Origin of the sequence: Acinetobacter sp. A47, from assembly GCF_000805455.1 — a bacterium.
GTDB lineage: Bacteria > Pseudomonadota > Gammaproteobacteria > Pseudomonadales > Moraxellaceae > Acinetobacter.
Window position 1 is genome coordinate 311,594 of the sequence record NZ_JSUS01000001.1, and the last position, 17,314, is coordinate 328,907.

General features: G+C 44.9%; 10 protein-coding genes and 1 pseudogene. 7 read left to right on the forward strand and 4 right to left on the reverse strand.

The window, feature by feature from the left end; translation table 11 throughout:
• The first annotated feature begins 83 nt into the window (after positions 1 to 83).
• Both OC23_RS01390 and OC23_RS01395 read left to right on the forward strand, forming a co-directional pair.
• Positions 84 to 2,816, forward strand: a complete 2,733-nt coding sequence (locus tag OC23_RS01390; RefSeq protein ID WP_038342226.1) for a TonB-dependent receptor — start codon at positions 84 to 86, stop codon at positions 2,814 to 2,816.
• A gap of 13 nt (positions 2,817 to 2,829) precedes the next feature.
• Positions 2,830 to 5,602 (forward strand): annotated as a pseudogene (locus OC23_RS01395) (M1 family metallopeptidase).
• 60 nt (positions 5,603 to 5,662) lie between these two features.
• Here the strand turns inward: OC23_RS01395 and OC23_RS01400 are convergent.
• The 4 genes from OC23_RS01400 to OC23_RS01415 form a co-directional block, all read right to left on the reverse strand.
• Positions 5,663 to 7,027: an L-cystine transporter gene (locus OC23_RS01400; protein ID WP_038342227.1), complete on the reverse strand. Its 1,365-nt coding sequence runs from the start codon at positions 7,025 to 7,027 to the stop codon at positions 5,663 to 5,665.
• A gap of 357 nt (positions 7,028 to 7,384) precedes the next feature.
• The gene (locus OC23_RS01405) at positions 7,385 to 7,969 is read right to left on the reverse strand and encodes an anthranilate synthase component II (protein WP_038342228.1); all 585 of its coding nucleotides are present in this window, start codon (positions 7,967 to 7,969) and stop codon (positions 7,385 to 7,387) included.
• A 287-nt stretch (positions 7,970 to 8,256) separates the two neighbouring features.
• Positions 8,257 to 10,059, reverse strand: coding sequence for an aminopeptidase P family protein (locus OC23_RS01410; protein WP_038342230.1), 1,803 nt, complete (start codon positions 10,057 to 10,059; stop codon positions 8,257 to 8,259).
• On the reverse strand, positions 10,056 to 11,597 hold the full coding sequence (locus tag OC23_RS01415; RefSeq protein ID WP_038342232.1) for a peptide MFS transporter: 1,542 nt from the start codon (positions 11,595 to 11,597) through the stop codon (positions 10,056 to 10,058). The genes OC23_RS01410 and OC23_RS01415 overlap by 4 nt, the downstream gene beginning before the upstream one ends.
• 726 nt (positions 11,598 to 12,323) lie before the next feature.
• Here OC23_RS01415 and glnA point away from each other — a divergent pair.
• From glnA to OC23_RS01440, 5 genes are all read left to right on the forward strand, one after another.
• The gene (glnA, locus tag OC23_RS01420) at positions 12,324 to 13,739 is read left to right on the forward strand and encodes a type I glutamate--ammonia ligase (protein WP_171194718.1); all 1,416 of its coding nucleotides are present in this window, start codon (positions 12,324 to 12,326) and stop codon (positions 13,737 to 13,739) included.
• 407 nt (positions 13,740 to 14,146) lie between these two features.
• Positions 14,147 to 14,638: a chorismate--pyruvate lyase family protein gene (locus tag OC23_RS01425; protein ID WP_038342583.1), complete on the forward strand. Its 492-nt coding sequence runs from the start codon at positions 14,147 to 14,149 to the stop codon at positions 14,636 to 14,638.
• 14 nt (positions 14,639 to 14,652) lie between these two features.
• Entirely contained in the window at positions 14,653 to 15,534 is an 882-nt protein-coding gene (gene ubiA / locus OC23_RS01430) for a 4-hydroxybenzoate octaprenyltransferase (RefSeq protein WP_038342237.1), read from the forward strand.
• A 108-nt stretch (positions 15,535 to 15,642) separates the two neighbouring features.
• On the forward strand, positions 15,643 to 16,980 hold the full coding sequence (locus OC23_RS01435) for a lipase family protein (protein ID WP_038342238.1): 1,338 nt from the start codon (positions 15,643 to 15,645) through the stop codon (positions 16,978 to 16,980).
• Positions 16,981 to 17,090: 110 nt separating this feature from the next.
• Complete coding sequence (locus OC23_RS01440; protein ID WP_038342584.1) at positions 17,091 to 17,297, forward strand: hypothetical protein; 207 nt, start codon at positions 17,091 to 17,093, stop codon at positions 17,295 to 17,297.
• Positions 17,298 to 17,314 lie beyond the last annotated feature (17 nt).

Genomic DNA, 17,314 nt, shown 5'->3' on the forward strand with positions numbered 1-17,314 from the left:
CATATCACTAGAAAAAATGCGTATAAATCAAACAAATAAAAGTAGATATAGTAGGGCGGTCTTTCTCTTTTCCATCAATCAATATGTATTTAAATAACTTGAAATATCTAGGGGCTATAAATCATAAACGCTCATTGGTTTTGATATGTGTTGCATTTTTCTATCCCTTACAGGCCCATGCGGAAACCGGGCCTGTAACACCCAGACCGGAGGGAGCTTCGGATAAGGTTGTTCGTGTTGCAGTGACGGGGTCCCGTATTTCTAAAGCGCAAAAAGACGGCCCGACCAGTGTAACCGTGATTACCGCAGCCGATATTGAAAAACACGGCTATAGCAATGCTTTTGATGCATTAAATAACCTGACCCAGAATACCGGTTTTGTACAAGGGGCCGACTATGGCAATACCTTTACGCCTGCAGCCAATGCCATCAGTTTACGGGGACTGGGGCCGAATCATACCTTGACCTTAATCAATGGACACCGGGTCGCCGATTATCCTGTGCCTTATGACGGCTCTGTAAATTTTGTCAATCTGGCCAATATCCCGACAGCCATTATAGATCGGATTGAAATCTTGAATGGCGGAGCTTCCGCGATTTACGGTTCAGATGCAATCGCAGGTGTGGTCAATATCATTTTAAAAAAGAAAACAGATGGGACACAGTTCAATATCAAGGCAGGGGGAACCAAAGAAGGAGGCGAAAACTTACGTCTGCAACTGAGTGGCAGTCAAACATTGGACAAGCTCAACCTGGTATATGGACTTGAACTGAGTGGGCGGGAGCCGATCTGGGCCGCTGACCGGGACTTTATGACCAGTCGGACCCGTTTAGGGGAAAAGCCGGACACGATCGCTGGCCGCAAAAATGCCAAGACGGGACAATATCTTCCGATGGGGGGCTGTGATGCATTTGACGGGCTCTTTAAAGGCTCGGTAACAAATATTGGAAAAGCCGGAACAGATAACTGTGCCAGTGGTCTGGCCCGTCCGACCTACTGGACAGTGCAAACCAAAAACCGGAGCCAGAATGGTTATCTCGGGCTGGACTATGAACTGAACGAGAAAACCCAGTTATTTGCTGATGTGCTGATTGGTGCCAATCAGATTGAAAATAATACCCGCGGCCCGACCTGGACATCTGCTGTCAATCATAAGGGATATTTTTTCAATCAGGATTCCGGGAATTATGAAACCTGGAGCCGCCGTTTTGCACCAGAAGAACTGGGTGGTGTAGAACAGGTCAATAAAAAGTGGCAGGAGTTGTCCTCAAATTTAAACTTTGGTATTCGTGGTGACATCGGGGAGAGTAGCTGGGGCTATGAAGCGGCATATAACGGCTCGATTTATACCAGTCAGCTACGCCGTCAGGGCCTGATCCGGTCAAATATTGATGAATTCTTTTTAGGTCAGCAATTGGGTACAGATCAGGACGGGGTTCCGATTTATTCGCCTCATCTGGATCGTTTAAACCGGCCTCTGACGGCTAGTGAATTTGAACGTATTTCAGGAAGCACAAAAGAAAAGGATAAGTCGTGGGCACAAAGTTTAACCTTGAGTGCCAATGGTGATGTGTTTGAATTACCGGCTGGAACGGCCAAGCTTGCCGCAGTGGCTGAGCTTGGTCGGCAGGGGTTTCGCATTAAGCCGGATAAGGCTCTGGAAAAAGGGGCATTTTACAATACCAGTTCCAATGGAGAATATGGTGGGGCCCGGACGCGTCAGGCCTTGGGCGCAGAATTATTTCTGCCTCTGGCCAAACCGTTAAATGTGACCCTTTCGGGGCGTTATGACCGTTATGCCTTATCGGATAGCAGCATTGATAAATTTACCTTTGGTTCGGGTTTAGAGTTTAGGCCTCATCCCACTTTACTGGTTCGGGGGAATTATGCGACCAGTTTCCGCGCCCCAGATATGAACTACCTGTTTTTAAATAAACAGGATGGTTATTTCCCGAGTACAACCGATTATTTACGTTGCAGCCAGACCGGTCAGCCCTTAGACAAGTGTAGCTTTAAAGACTATTCACCGGGAGCAAACTACACTTTAACCGGAAATAAAGCGCTAAAACCTGAAGAAGGCAAATCCTATGGCGCAGGTTTTGTCTGGTCGCCTAGCAACAAGTTTGATATTTCCGTGGATTACTGGGATATCAAGATTGATAATCTGGTAACCAATCTGAGTCCGGATAAAATTTTACGTCAGGAGGCTGCCTGTCGTTTAGGAACGCAAGATATCAATTCTGCAGCATGTATCGATGCACTGGCACGGGTGGAGCGTAACCCCGACAATGCAATGGTAAATCCGAATGTGATTACCAATATCAATATTGTCCCGATCAATGCGGCTTCAGATCATACCCGTGGTCTTGATTTCACCAGCAGATGGCGCTGGAAAACAGACCGTCTGGGGAACTTCCTATGGACAGTGAACTATAGCCGGGTGCTAGAGCGTGAATATCAGCAATCTAAAGACGGCGAGAAAGATAACTATTTAAAAGACTTGACCATTCCAGACTGGCGAGACCGTTTTAATACCAGTCTCAGCTGGAACCTGGGAGATTGGGCGTCAACCGTACTGGTCAATCGTTATGGCAAGATTCCAAACGGCAATCAAACGGCCTATCTAAGCCCAACCTATCTGGTGAACTGGAGCGGAAGTTACCAGATCACTGCAAATGCTTCTGCATCAATCATTATCAATAACCTGTTTGATAAAGTAAAACGGGATGATACGGGAGGATGGCCATATTATCCGGTCGGTTCTTATTCACCCTTCGGCCGTCAGGGCTGGCTAGAGTTTAACTACAAATTCTAACAAGGCGTTATGGATGCAGCAAAGTGGTACGCCATTTGCTGCGTCTTTTATTTTTAAAAATTATCGAGGACAGCTCTGCTATGTTGCTCAAACCTTCATTTAAAAAAACATTGCTACTGACAACATTACTTTCACTCTCTGCGACAGCGGTTTTTGCATCGACATCGAATGGCAGCGAACAGATTCCTATTGGCAAGCTACCGGAATGGGCAATCCCCCAATCTTATGATCTGGACTTTAAAATTGATCCTGAGCAAAAAAGGTATAGCGGGACAACCACAATTCACTTACAACTGACGCAGGCCACCGATCATCTGTGGATTCATGGCAAGTCTTTATCGGTACAGGCTGTGACTATAACTGCTACAGATGGCAGCAAGACCAAGGCTCAATATGAACAGGCTTCAGATGTGGACGGGGTGAGTGTGATCCGGTTTGGCAAGCGCTTGCCTGCTGGTCAGTATCGTCTGGTAATCGATTTTAATGCCGCTTATGACCAGCAACTGGATGGCATTTATAAAATCGAATTTGAAGGCAAACCCTATGTCATGACCCAGATGGAAGCGATCAGTGCGCGCCAGTCTTTTCCTTCATTTGATGAACCACGCTTCAAGACGCCTTTTAATATTCGCTTAACCATTCCAAATAAATATTCAGGCTTCGCCAATACCAATCAGGTTGCTGAACAGACCGAAAAATCAGGTTGGAAAACCCTCAGTTTTGCTCCAACAAAACCTCTGCCAACGTATTTACTGGCATTGGCAGTTGGACCTTGGCAAGTACAAAAAGGCCCTGATATTGCTGCAACCGCATGGCGTAAAGAGGCGGTCAAATTACGGGGGCTAGCGCCTGAGGGCAAGGCTAAAAAAATGCAGCATGCCTTGTCGGAAACCCCCGCCATTCTGAAAACACTGGAAGATTATTTTGCCTATGGTTATCCATTTGACAAGCTGGACTTGCTGGCAGCCCCTGATTTTGCAGCTGGGGCAATGGAAAACCCCGGCCTGATTACTTTCAGGGACTATCTGATGTTGCTGGATCAGGACTCGCCGATATCTTTTGTCCAGAATTCATTCAATGTCAATGCCCATGAACTGGCACATCAATGGTTTGGTGATGTGGTGACCATGCCGTGGTGGGATGACCTGTGGTTGAATGAGTCTTTTGCGACCTGGATGCAAAGTAAAATCACGCAACAGCTCCATCCTGAATTTAATGCTGATCTGGAGCGAGTGGCCGATACGGCGGGTGCCATGAAAAGCGATGGTCTGGTCAGTGTACGCCGTATCCGCCAGCCAATTTTAAGTAATGCCGATATCCAGACGGCATTTGACGGAATTACCTATCAAAAAGGTGCGGCAGTCCTGAATATGTTTGAAACCTATCTGGGCGAGGAAAAATTCAAGCAGGGGGTACGCAATTATATTAAGAAGCATCAGTATGGTAATGCCACAGCCAATGATCTCATTGGGGCATTGGCAGAGCAGTCCGGTCAGGGCGAACGCTTTGCCAAAGCCATGAAAAGTTTTATTGATCAGCCGGGCGTACCACTGCTCAATACATCCTTACAGCAGCAAGGCAACAAGGTCTTTTTAAATGTCCAGCAATCCCGCTATTTGCCGGTCGGTTCCAAGGGTGATGCAAACAGCGTGTGGGGTGTACCATTATGTGTCCGTTACGAGGTACCGAATGCACCGAGCAAGGTACAGTGTGCACTGATTGATCAGGCGCAAGCCAAGATTGAACTTAAAGGCGCAACCCCGGATAGCTGGTACATTCCAAATGCCAATGCCGCGGGGTATTATCAGTTTAGCTTGCGGGAAAAAGAGCTGGCACGCTTAACCGCAGCAACGGGGAAACTGTCTCATAGCGAGCAACTGGCATATGCCTATGCAATTTCAGCCGCATTTAACCATGGTGATATCAATCTGTTGGCAGTGGTTGAGGTGGCGAAAAAGCTTGCTCAATCAGATAGCCGCCATATTGGCACGGCCTTATTCCAGCAATTGAGCGAAATTGACCGTCATGTTTTAAAAACACAAGCTGAACGTGAACATTTTAGAAAAGTTCTGGCACATATTTACCTGCCAAAACTGAACCAGCTGGGGTATGCCAACAAAGCAGGCGAGCCGGCTGAAGACCGTTTATGGCGCAGTGAGTTGACACAATTTCTGGCATTAGACATTCAGGTTCCTGACGTCAGGGAAAAACTGTTAAAGCAATCCGATGCTGTATTTGAACAGACACAACTGGACTTTGCACAGCTGACTCCGGAACTATTACCTGCCATTTTGGCAGTACGTGTGCAAGAAAAGGGCAAGCCTGCGTTTGATCGTTTAGCTGGAGAATTACAGCGGGTTACCCAGCCGACCCAGCGTCTGGCCATCCTGTCTGCTTTAGGTTCAGCCAACCAGACTGCAACACGCGAACAGGCCCGCCAGCTTATTCTGGACCCAAGGGTCAAAGTCGGTGAGGTACGTACCGTGATTAACTCAATCAATAATTATGGTGGTGAGCACGGTGCATTATGGTCATGGTTCCAGGTCAATCACGATGCTGTCTTTGACCGTCTGGGCAAATCTTCTGCCGGGCGCTTTCCAGCCCTGTTTAGTGGGGCTGCATGTAGCCAGCAGGAAGCAACACAGCTCAACAGCTTCTTTGCGCCACGTATCAAAGAACTGGTTGGGGTCGAACGAGGTTTGAATCAGACCAAGGAGCGGATTCAACTCTGCGAATCCTTAGTGGCAAAACAGGAAAGTTCAGTCGTACAGCAGTTAAAACTCTAAGGCGGCAAGCCATAAAAAAAGCCAACGTAAAATGTTGGCTTTTTTTATATTCAGGATAATTTAAGCATCATCCGCAGCGTCAGGATTTCTGACCCCCAGTAACTGGCTGGTTGCTGTACCTGCCGTCATTGAGCCGTTGACATTCAGGGCAGTACGACCCATATCAATGAGCGGTTCAATGGATATCAGCAAGGCCACCAGGGTAATCGGTAAACCCATCGCTGGCAGCACAATTAAAGCCGCGAACGTGGCACCGCCTCCGACACCAGCAACACCAATTGAACTCAGTGTTACGACAACGACCAGTTGTGCAATCCACAATGGGTCAAGCGGATTGATGCCAACGGTTGGCGCAACCATGACAGCAAGCATGGCTGGATACAAGCCTGCACAGCCATTCTGGCCAATGGTGGCACCAAATGAAGCCGAGAAACTGGCAATGCCTTCCGGTACGCCAAGCTGTTTGGTCTGGGCTTCAATATTCAACGGAATACTGGCAGCACTGGAACGGCTGGTAAATGCAAAGCTCAGTACCGGAAATACTTTCTTGAAAAAGTCGATCGGATTAACACGCACAAATAGCAAGATCAGCGCATGGACAAGGAACATGATCGCAAGACCGAGGTAGGATGCCACCAGGAACTCGCCGAGCTTGACGATGTCTGCAAGGTTGGCCGTTGCCACCATTTTGGTCATGAGAGCCAGCACACCATAAGGGGTAAACTGCATGACCAGACGGACCAGGCTGATGACCAGCGCCTGTAAGGCTTCAATACCATGCCGGATTCTTTCGCCGTTAACCGTATCCTTATCCATTAACTTCAGTGCGGCTACACCTAAAAACGCAGAAAAAATCACTACGCTGATAATGGCGGTCGGGCGTACACCGGTTAAGTCTGCAAATGGATTTTGCGGGAACAGGGACAGCAGCAGTTTCGGAACATCCAGATCGGTAACCTGTCCAATATACTGACTTTGGATGGCCGCCAGACGAGCAGCTTCTTTGGTTCCCTGTACCAGACCTTCGGCAGACAAGCCAAACAGGTTGGTAATACCCGCACCGACCAGCGCCGCAATTGCTGTAGTAGCCAGCAGGATACCAATCACCAGAACACTGATTTTTCCAAGCGAGGCGGTCTGGTGCAATTTCACTACAGCACTCAGGATCGAAACGAAAATCAGTGGCATGATCACCATTTGCAAGAGCTGCACATAGCCATTACCGACAAGGTTAATCCATGCAACCGAATGCTCGATCACGGGACTGTCACCATAGATCGTTTTCAGTGCTAAACCAAAAAAGATACCCACCACCATACCGATAAGGACCTTTTTGGAAAGGCTCCAGTCTTTTCGGTAACTCAAAAACAGGCCTGCCAGTAGCAGGACAAAAACAATAATATTCAATAAAACCAAGGTATTCACAATAGGTTATCCTGATCGATATTTCAGGGAGGTGCTAAAAACAATGGGGTGGATTCTACCATTCAGCAGCCCTGAAACTTAATCATTCCTATGACTATAGTTAATCTAAAAAATTAAAAAGATGCCTGCGGATAGCAAAATACCCTGTTCAGGTCATTTTTAATAACATGTGAAAAGTGGATTAATTATTGAAAAAGAATGATTTGTTTTTAAATAAAGCCTGATAAAGATTATTTTAGTGCTGAAATTTCAACCGGTATGTATGAGTTCTATATGGTTTTTATATGTTCAAAATACAAGCAGCCCATTGACTTAAAATGGGCTGCTTCGGGCTGAAATGAACATGCTCAATGTCGTTTAGGCATAAATATCCAGAAAGTTTTTGAAAATCTGATGGCCATGTTCACTTAAAATCGATTCAGGGTGGAATTGTACTCCTTCGACTGGCAAGGTCTTATGCTTGACCCCCATAATTTCTTCAATCGTGCCATCTGCCTGATTGGTCCAGCAGGTCAGCTCAAGACATTCAGGCAAGGTTTCCTGTTCAATCACCAGTGAGTGATAACGTGTTGCTGCAAATGGTGACGGCAGGTTGCTAAAAATTCCTTTGTCGGTGTGATACATGTCAGACAAGCGGCCATGCATGACCGTCTTGGCACGGATGATGTTCCCGCCAAATGCCTGACCAATGGCTTGATGGCCTAAGCATACACCCAGCAATGGTATTTTTCCGGCAAAATGATGAATCGCTGGAATGGAAATTCCGGCTTCAGTCGGAGAGCAAGGGCCGGGGCCAATCACCAGATATTTTGGCTGCCATCGTTCAATATCCTCTAATGAGACTTGATCATTGCGAACTACTTTTACGTCCTGATTCAACTCGCCAAAATACTGGACGATGTTGTAGGTAAAAGAGTCGTAATTGTCGATCATTAGAAGCATTTTATATTCAACCTATTGAATGTAAATGATATTTTTTATTGATGTGGTTTCGGTACTCAATTCGATACTCAATATTGGAAAAGTATCTATAAAAACAAAACCACCTCAATAGGTGGCTAATATAACAAAAAAAGAAGTGACCAGTTTAACTATTTGATGCATTGAAAATGTGCACAAACAAAGCGGTAACCGGTCAGCAGACTTTGAAATCAGAAATCATGACCATCAAGGCAGAGCATAATTTTACCGGAAATAAAAAAACATTCTGCCTGAGCCACAGGATAAGCCTAGATCTGGCGTGTGTTATCAATCAGCCAAGCCAGAACATCACCGGACAGGTGTTCGGCCAGTTTTTCCTGCACGGTTTGATGGTAGCGATTTAACCAGTCTTTTTCTTCCTGTGTGAGCATATCCACAACGATGCAGTCTAAATGAATCGGGCAAAGGGTGAGGGTTTCAAATTCTAAAAACTCACCGTAGGTTTTTTCAAAACCGGTGTGGAGCTGGTTGGCAACCAGATTTTCAATCCGAATGCCATATTGGCCTTCATGATAGAGTCCCGGTTCATTGGAGATAATCATGCCCTCACGCAGTTTGCTATATGCATGGATAGGGGCGTAATAAGAAAGCACTTGTGGCCCTTCATGAACATTCAGTGCAAAGCCTACACCGTGTCCTGTGCCGTGACGATAATCCAGACCATGCTGCCATAAAGTCTGGCGACAGATTGAATCGAGCAGAGGCGCGGCCAAACCTTCTGGATAAATGGTTTTTGCCAAAGCAATATGGCATTTTAAAACCAGTGTATAGTCACGCTTCTGTTGCGCTGTTGGCGTCCCGACAGGAACAACACGGGTAATATCCGTGGTTCCATCGACGTACTGCCCGCCCGAGTCGATCAATAACAGGCCATCACCTTTAATGAACGAATACTGTTCTGGCGTTGCACGGTAGTGAGGCAATGCACCATTGGCATTAAAGCCCGCAATCGTGGCAAAACTTGGGCCGATAAAGCCGTCTTGTTGCGCTCGGAAGGCGGTAATTTTCTCATCAATGGTCAGTTCTGAAATGTTCTCCTGACGATCAAGGGCTTTTTCTAGCCAGTGGAAGAAATGGCAAAGAGCGACGCCATCTTTCACCATGGCATGACGGATATGCGCTATTTCACTTGCCTGCTTGCGCGATTTAAAAAGTGTACTCGGATTGATGTCGTAGACAACCTGAATATCCTTTGCAATCGCCTGTTGATGAAAAATAGAGACTTTGGCCGGATCTAACAGTATCGATGCATGAGTCATATTGGCCAGAAAAGCGGCTGTTTCCTGATAGTGACGAAGCTCGATACCATCAGCTGTGAAAGCCTGTTGGGTGGCTAAGTCAACTTTGCTGCGATCAATAAATAACACAGCCTGTTGAGTGCTGATAAAAAGATGTGAGAGAAATACCGGGTTGTATTCTACATCTTGGCCCCGTACATTTAGCACCCAGGCAATATCATCTAGAGATGAAATGAAATGCCCTTCAATTGCCTTGGTCGCTAATGTTTCGCGGATGGCCTGAATTTTTTCTTTACGGGACAGGGCATTTAATCCTTCAGGCATTAAATGAATCTGCTCTAAAGGAAGTTCTGGACGATTAGACCAGATCGAGCCAATTAAATCTTGCTGGGTTTCAAGTTTGAAACCGCCTTGTTTGGCGGTATGTTCCAGTGCCTTAAATTGCTGGATTGAAAGCGTTTGCCCATTGACTGAAATGACCGAACTGGTCGGTAGGTTTTGCTCAAGCCAGGCAAGATGGGTCGAAGATTCATCACTGGTCAGTTTTTGTAATTGGAAGCCGGTGCCAGCGAGTTGTTGTTCGGCCTGAACCCAATAACGGCCATCGGCCCATAGACCTGCAAAGTTCTGGGTCACAACCACAGTGCCAACCGAGCCGCTAAAGCCGCTTAACCACTGCCTTGCTTTCCAGTAATCAGGTAAATACTCCGACATATGCGGGTCTGCACTCATGACAACCAAGGCATCAACATGCTGACTGGTCATGAGTTCACGAAGTTGTGCTAGTTTTTCCGGAACAGTTAAGTCGTTCATATGGTTTCCAAATCAGGTTGAACTTTGCTGGTACTTTTGCCCATTAATTTGTTGATTGGTTTCTTTAATAAAAATAACACGATTGCCCCAATAACCAAGGCCAGTACGCAGCGCATAAACAGGGTAGGTAAATTTTCGATAGCATCTGCTGCGACCTGTCCACCAATCAGGCCTGCCATGAGGTTGCCCAAAGCCGAACCGGTAAACCAGAGTCCCATCATTTGCCCGCGAATAACCTCTGGCGCAAGTTTGGTCATGGTTGATAAACCGATCGGGCTGAGGCAAAGTTCTCCTATAGTAAGCAGAAATAAAGCTCCAACTAACCAGAAGGGGGAAACCAGACCATCGTTAATGGCAAAATGGCTCGCCAGGGCCATCAGTAAAAAACCGCCTGCTGCCATTACAAGAGCAATAATAAACTTTGAAATATAACTTGGATCTTGGTTCGATTTACCTAATTTTGCCCATAGCCAGGCTGCCACCGGTGCAAAAATAATAATAAAAATCGCGTTAATTGATTGAAACCAGACTGTTGGAATTTCAAAACCGAACACATGACGGTCGGTATGATCTTGTGCGAACAGGTTAAAGGAGGTCGGATTTTGCTCAAAGGCTGACCAGAACAGGGCAGAAGTGATCAGGAGGACAAAACAGATAATGATTTTAAATTTTTCACTTTGCTCTAAATTGAGGAAAAGCAGCAAATAAGCAAAATAACCAATAATTCCAAGGCCAATTCCTACGGTTAAGTAGGCCGCAACTGTGACCGGGTTGATATGAATGATTCCCATATAAGTCAGGGCAATCACCGCTGCGACTGTAAATAAAAAGCCAAATACAATTTTAGGGGCATTTTTATTGTCTACCACAGGTTGGTTGCAGCTGTTGCTTTGTTGCCGTAGTGCGTTAAAAGTTGCGAGCTGGGGCATCGCCATACATCGGAAAATTAAGAGTGCAATGAGCATCCCGAGGCCGCCGATACCAAAGCCTAAATGCCAGCCATGGTCTCTGACCAGAAGCCCCGTAATCAGCGGTGCCGTAAATGAGCCTATGTTAATGCCCATATAGAAAATGGAAAAACCCGCATCACGTCTTGCATCCTGGGCCTTATATAAAGTTCCGACGATGACTGAAATGCATGTTTTAAACAGACCTGAACCTAAAACAATCAGAACTAAACCTAAGTAAAAGAAGGACTGATCAAGTAGGGCGGTCAGGGCAATTGACAGATGGCCCAAGGCAATAATAATTGAACCATACCAGACTGCACGTGCTTGGCCTAACCAGTTATCGGCAACCCATCCACCGAAAACGGTCATTAGATACATGGAACCTGCAAATAATCCAACAATTGCAGCGGCAGTTGGCCGATCCAGTCCCAGCCCACCTTGATTGACCATGGCAATCATATAAAGAATCAGCAAAGGTCGGATACCATAATAGGAAAATCTTTCCCAGAGCTCGGTAAAAAACAGCGTTTGTAGGGGTTTGGGATGGCCGAAAAAAGCTTTATCGGATTGATCAAAGTCATATTTCATTATTCAATTCCTTGAATGCTTTTAAGTTTTTATAAACATAACTTTGAGTTTGTTTATTCATAACAAAAAATTATGCATAAGATTTTTAGTTTTTTTAATAACAAATGCAAGTTTGACCTGTATAAAAAAAGTGAATGAAAAAGAACATGAATTGTAAAATTTGTTTTAGCCCGGCGTGGCCAAGATGAACAGAGGCAGCTTTATGCAGGCTAGGACAGCCAGCAGATCGCAGCCTTATGCCGGAAAACGCAGAAAATAAAAAAACAACCGGTTTTTAAATCAAGACAGTCCTTTGATTGAGATTTTAACCAGCCAGATCCGGTGGCTGAAAAGTCAATTAAGCTACTCATCCGGTAAGCTGGCTGCAAGAGATGAGATTATTTGTGACTCGTCCGGTCAGAATCTCGATATTTTATATCAGAAAGTATTATGATCATGACCGACTGTTAGAAATTGATGCAATGGGTTATATCAGTGCAACAATTTTGCACTAAATTAGGGCAATAATGAGCAATTTAAATATGCCATAATTTGAAAATGTGTGAATATGGTGCATTTACACAAGCAAACAGTATAATGGGTCCAAGACAAGGAGCCTAAATCATGAATACTTATAAGTAATTCAAAGTTTTAGGTATGCTGTAAAAATGTTGGTATGATAATTGCTAATTATACCTCAACACCTAACACGCACTTAACAAGTGCATAAAAATTTCATTGGAGCAAATGAGCATGGCGAACAAGGTCCTTCAACTCATCAAAGAAAGTGGCGCAAAATGGGTCGATTTTCGCTTTACTGATACCAAGGGCAAAGAGCAGCACGTCACTTACCCGGCAGATACCATTGATGAAGATACCTTTGAAGACGGTAAAATGTTTGATGGTTCTTCAATTGCTGGTTGGAAAGGCATTGAAGCATCTGACATGATCTTACGTCCAGATGCTGAAACCGGTTTCCTTGACCCGTTCTTTGCTGAACCGACTGTTGTTGTGACTTGTGACGTTATTGAGCCATCAACTGGCCAAGGTTACGAGCGTGACCCACGTTCAATTGCTCGCCGTGCTGAAGAATACTTAAAATCTACAGGGATTGGTGATACTGCTTTCTTTGGTCCAGAACCAGAATTCTTCGTTTTTGACGAAGTGAAATGGGACATCGACATGTCTGGCGCGCGCCACACCCTGATCGCTGAAGAAGCAGCATGGTCAACCGGTAAAGACTATGAAGCAGGTAACTCAGGTCACCGTCCACGTGTGAAAGGCGGTTACTTCCCGGTTCCTCCGGTTGATTCTTCACAAGACATGCGTGCTGACATGTGTGCAAAAATTGAAGACATCATGGGCCCGGGCCGTGTAGAAGTACATCACCACGAAGTTGCATCTTGCCAGTTAGAAATTGGTGTAAGCTTCAACACTTTAGTTCGTAAAGCGGACGAAGTTCAACAGTTCAAATATGCAGTTTGGAACGTTGCCCATCAATATGCAAAAACAGCAACCTTTATGCCTAAACCAATGGTAGGTGATAACGGTTCTGGTATGCACGTGCATATGTCAATCTCTAAAGATGGCAAGAACCTGTTTGCTGGTGATGAATATGCCGGTTTATCAGAAATGGCATTGTTCTTCATTGGTGGTGTGATCAAGCACGCTCGTGCATTGAATGCAATTACCAACCCTTCTACAAACTCGTATAAGCGTTTGGTTCCACATTTTGAAGCGCCGATCATGCTTGCTTACTCAGCACGTAACCGTTCTGCTTCGATCCGTATTCCTTACGTTTCTAGCCCGAAAGGCAAGCGTATTGAAGCACGTTTCCCAGATCCAATGATGAACCCGTACCTAGGTTTCGCGGCATTGTTGATGGCTGGTCTTGATGGTATCCAGAACAAGATCCACCCAGGTGAAGCTGCTGATAAAAACTTATATGACCTTCCTCCTGAAGAAGAAGCAAAAATTCCAACCGTTGCTCACAGCCTGGACATGGCACTTGAAGCACTTAAGAATGACCATGAATTCCTGTTGAAGGGTGGTGTATTCACTAAAGAAATGCTTGATGCATATATCGAACTTAAAACTGAAGATGTTCGTCGTCTTAACACGACAACTCACCCGGTTGAACTTGATATGTACTACAGCCTGTAATACCCCTTCATTCAAAAAAGCTCGCTTCGGCGAGCTTTTTTTATGTTTTTGATTCGATTGAAAGTCGTACTCTTTTTTGAAAAAAAATCATGTACACTCATAGGGTCTGCTGACACTTCACCTTGCGAGCTAAAGCTCTCATTGCGACAGAGGATATTTTTTAGATGTTACAAGGCGGGCCGTACGAAATTTAGTGCTTCTAAATGAATACGAGCTAACGTCGTAACATCAAAAAATTTCCCTGTCCCGAAGGGTTATGTCTAAAACCTCCCCAAACTTCGTTATGAAACTTGACAAGGGTATCGCCATTGTCTACGTTTCATGCCTTGTTTCTGTGGTTTTAGCCTATAACGCAATGCATGGCTGAGGTATCAGCAGACCCTAATGATGTTTTTAGTGAGCCAAGCATGCGAAATTTACGACCAAACAGAATAAAAGGAAAAGAGCTTCCTGCAGTATTAAAAAAATGGTTGTATGCATCAGGATCACTGACCCAACAATTGACCGATCTGGGGCAAGGTCAGTTTCATGTTGAACGTATTAAAGAACATTATCAGCGAATGACCTTGACTGACAGCCAGTGGATGAAAATGCCGCCCCAGCATGTGGCATGGGTGCGAGAAACCCATCTTTATGGTAGTGAACAACTGGCCTGGGTAAAAGCCAAAAGTATTTTCCCGATTTTAAGCCTGCAAAAGCAGGCAAGATTATTTCAGCATATCGGTAATAAACCGATAGGCTGGTTCCTGTTTCACAGAACCAGTCCAGCTTGTGAAAGACGGGTCATCTATCTGGAAGAAGGATGGACACGTCAGAGTTGTTATACTTGGCATGGTTGTAAATTTATCGTGCAGGAAACCTTTTTACCCGCATTTGAACAGTTTATTCAACAGCATTGACGCTAAGGATTATTATGGAAACAGTGCAGCATACGTCTTGGCGACAACGTTTGGAAGCCTATTATTATCTTTGCCGTTTTGATAAGCCGATTGGTACGGAACTGGTATTCTGGCCTACTATGTGGGCATTATGGATTGCATCTAAAGGTATACCGGACCTAAAAATCCTCCTGATTATGATCTTGGGCGTTATCTTCATGCGGGCTGCAGGCTGTGCCATTAATGACTTTGCTGACCGTAAAGTAGATGCGCATGTTGAAAGAACCAAGACACGTCCTTTAGCCACGGGTGTAATTCGGGCAAAAGAGGCGGTTTTTGTATTTCTGGCTTTGGTGGCAGCAAGTGCTGCACTATTATTTTTTCTGCCGATTGAAAGCTTTTACTGGTCGTTTGGTGCGCTATTTCTAGCGTTTATTTATCCTTTTATGAAGCGCTATACCCACTTGCCTCAGGTTTTTTTAGGTGCGGCTTTTTCCTGGTCCATTCCTATGGCCTATACGGCTGTTGGGCAAACGCCTGATTTAACCTGCTGGTTGCTTTATTTTGGCAATCTGGCCTGGACTGTGGCCTACGATACCCAATATGCAATTACAGACCGTGAATATGACTTAAAGATTGGGGTGAAATCGACGGCGATTCTATTTGGACGTTACGATATCCAGATCATCGGTTTGCTCCAGATGCTAAGCCTGCTCCTGATAGGGGGGGCCTTGTATCTGGAAAACCTGTTACTCCCATTTGGGCTGGCTGCACTAGGTGTTGTGGCGGCAGATTTTGCCTATCAGGCTTACAAAACAAAAGACCGTAATCCTCAAATCTGTTTCTGGGCCTTCCGTCATAATCGCTGGGTTGGGCTGATTATTTTTATTGGCATTTTTCTGGGTTTAATCTTTTAAATTGACTGGTTCGTTGAAAAGTGTCCTAGGCAGGGCACTTTTTTTATGTCTTAATAAGCTGGCATGTAGTTTCATGCACAACAAAAACAAGGACTAAAAGGATATTTTATGAAACGGTCTAAAATCGCACTGGCAATGGCATTTTCTATTTCTGCTTCATTCTTAACGGCATGTAATGATAATGATGATAACTATACCGGGGTAGATTCGGATAAAACCTATTTATCTGAAAGCACTTATTCCAAGGATAAAGTGGATAATGCTTCATCAATTAAAGTCATGACTTATAATATGGTAAATGTTCAGGGCCGTACTGCCAAAGCGACTGCCTTGGTTATGTTCCCGAAAGTTGCGGCGCCTAAAGATGGCTATCGTGTGGTGGTGTGGGAGCATGGAACAGTCGGGGTGGGTGATAGTTGCGCGCCTAGTAATAATGTAATCAGTGCACGTTTTAAAATTCTTGCTGAAAGCTTGCTGGCTGCTGGTTATGTGATCGTTGCTCCTGATTATGAAGGTTTAGGTACACCCGGCATTCATCCTTACCTGAACCTGTCTAGTGAAGCAAAATCTGCACTGGCTGCCGTCAAGGCTGCAAAAGATCATTATGGCATGCAGCTAAATGGTGAATGGATGTCGATTGGCCAGTCTCAAGGGGGGCAGGCCTCTTTGGGTACAGCAGAATATGCAAATGCTGATACCAGTTATAAAGGGGCAGTTGCTGGCGCACCTGCGTCGAGTTTAGGAAAAATTATTCTTGAAGTTGCGCCTGCAGCTTTGGCCGATATCGAGTCTAAAGAAATAGCAGCTGGTGTACCGCTGAGCAAACGTGTATCTGTTGATTCTTATGCGACCTTACTGGCTTATGCGGCATTAACCGGTGTAGGGATCAAGGCTTATGAACCAAGATTTAATTATCGAGATCTGTTTCAGGAGAGAGCAAAACCACTTGCTGAGTTTGCAGAAGGTACAACCGGTGAGAATGGTCTTTGTCTTGATGATGGCAGTGATCCGAGCCTTAGCCTGATCGAGAAGTTTAAAACGGACATTATTCAGTATATGAATGCTAATCCTGATAAAAAGGTAATGGATTATCCTGGTCTGGATGTGAACAACTTTAAAAATAATGAGACCGTTCAAAAGTTTCTGATCGCGAGCCAGCCTGGTACAAAACGTATTGACAAGCCTGTTTATATTGTACAGGGAACAGCTGATACAAACGTACCGTTCCCTGTTACCAAAGCATTAGTTGCGAATCTGGAGGCATTAGGTTCAGCAAATGTGAAGCTCGATCCTGTCTTAAATGCGACCCATACTCAAGCGATCGTCTGCCGAAATCTGCAGGTATATAATTTTGTTCAGGCCCAGATGCCTGCTAAAACAAATATTGTGGTTGATCCTGCCAAGATTGATGCCAGCCAGAGCCCTCACTGTACGGGTAAATTTTAAGATTTTCATTTAGGTAGAAATTTGCTTTAAAAAAGAGTCTCTTTATCGAGGCTCTTTTTTGTTATATTGTTGCATTGTTAAAATAGATGTCGTTTGAGTTTAAAGCAGCTATGAGCCAGCAACCTGTTGAAAAAAAATCAGTTCCTTGGTTATTGATGAGTCTGGGGTTGTTGATCCCTATTTTTATTGTGGGAATGGCTTTTCTTGCGGCAAAAAGTGATGCGCAAACCAAGAAGAAATATGATCAGCAACATGCAGAGATTGCCAAAAAGTTTGAACAGCAGAAAAGTGCTGAACAAACAGCAAAAGCCGAATAGAGACAGCAATAACTTTT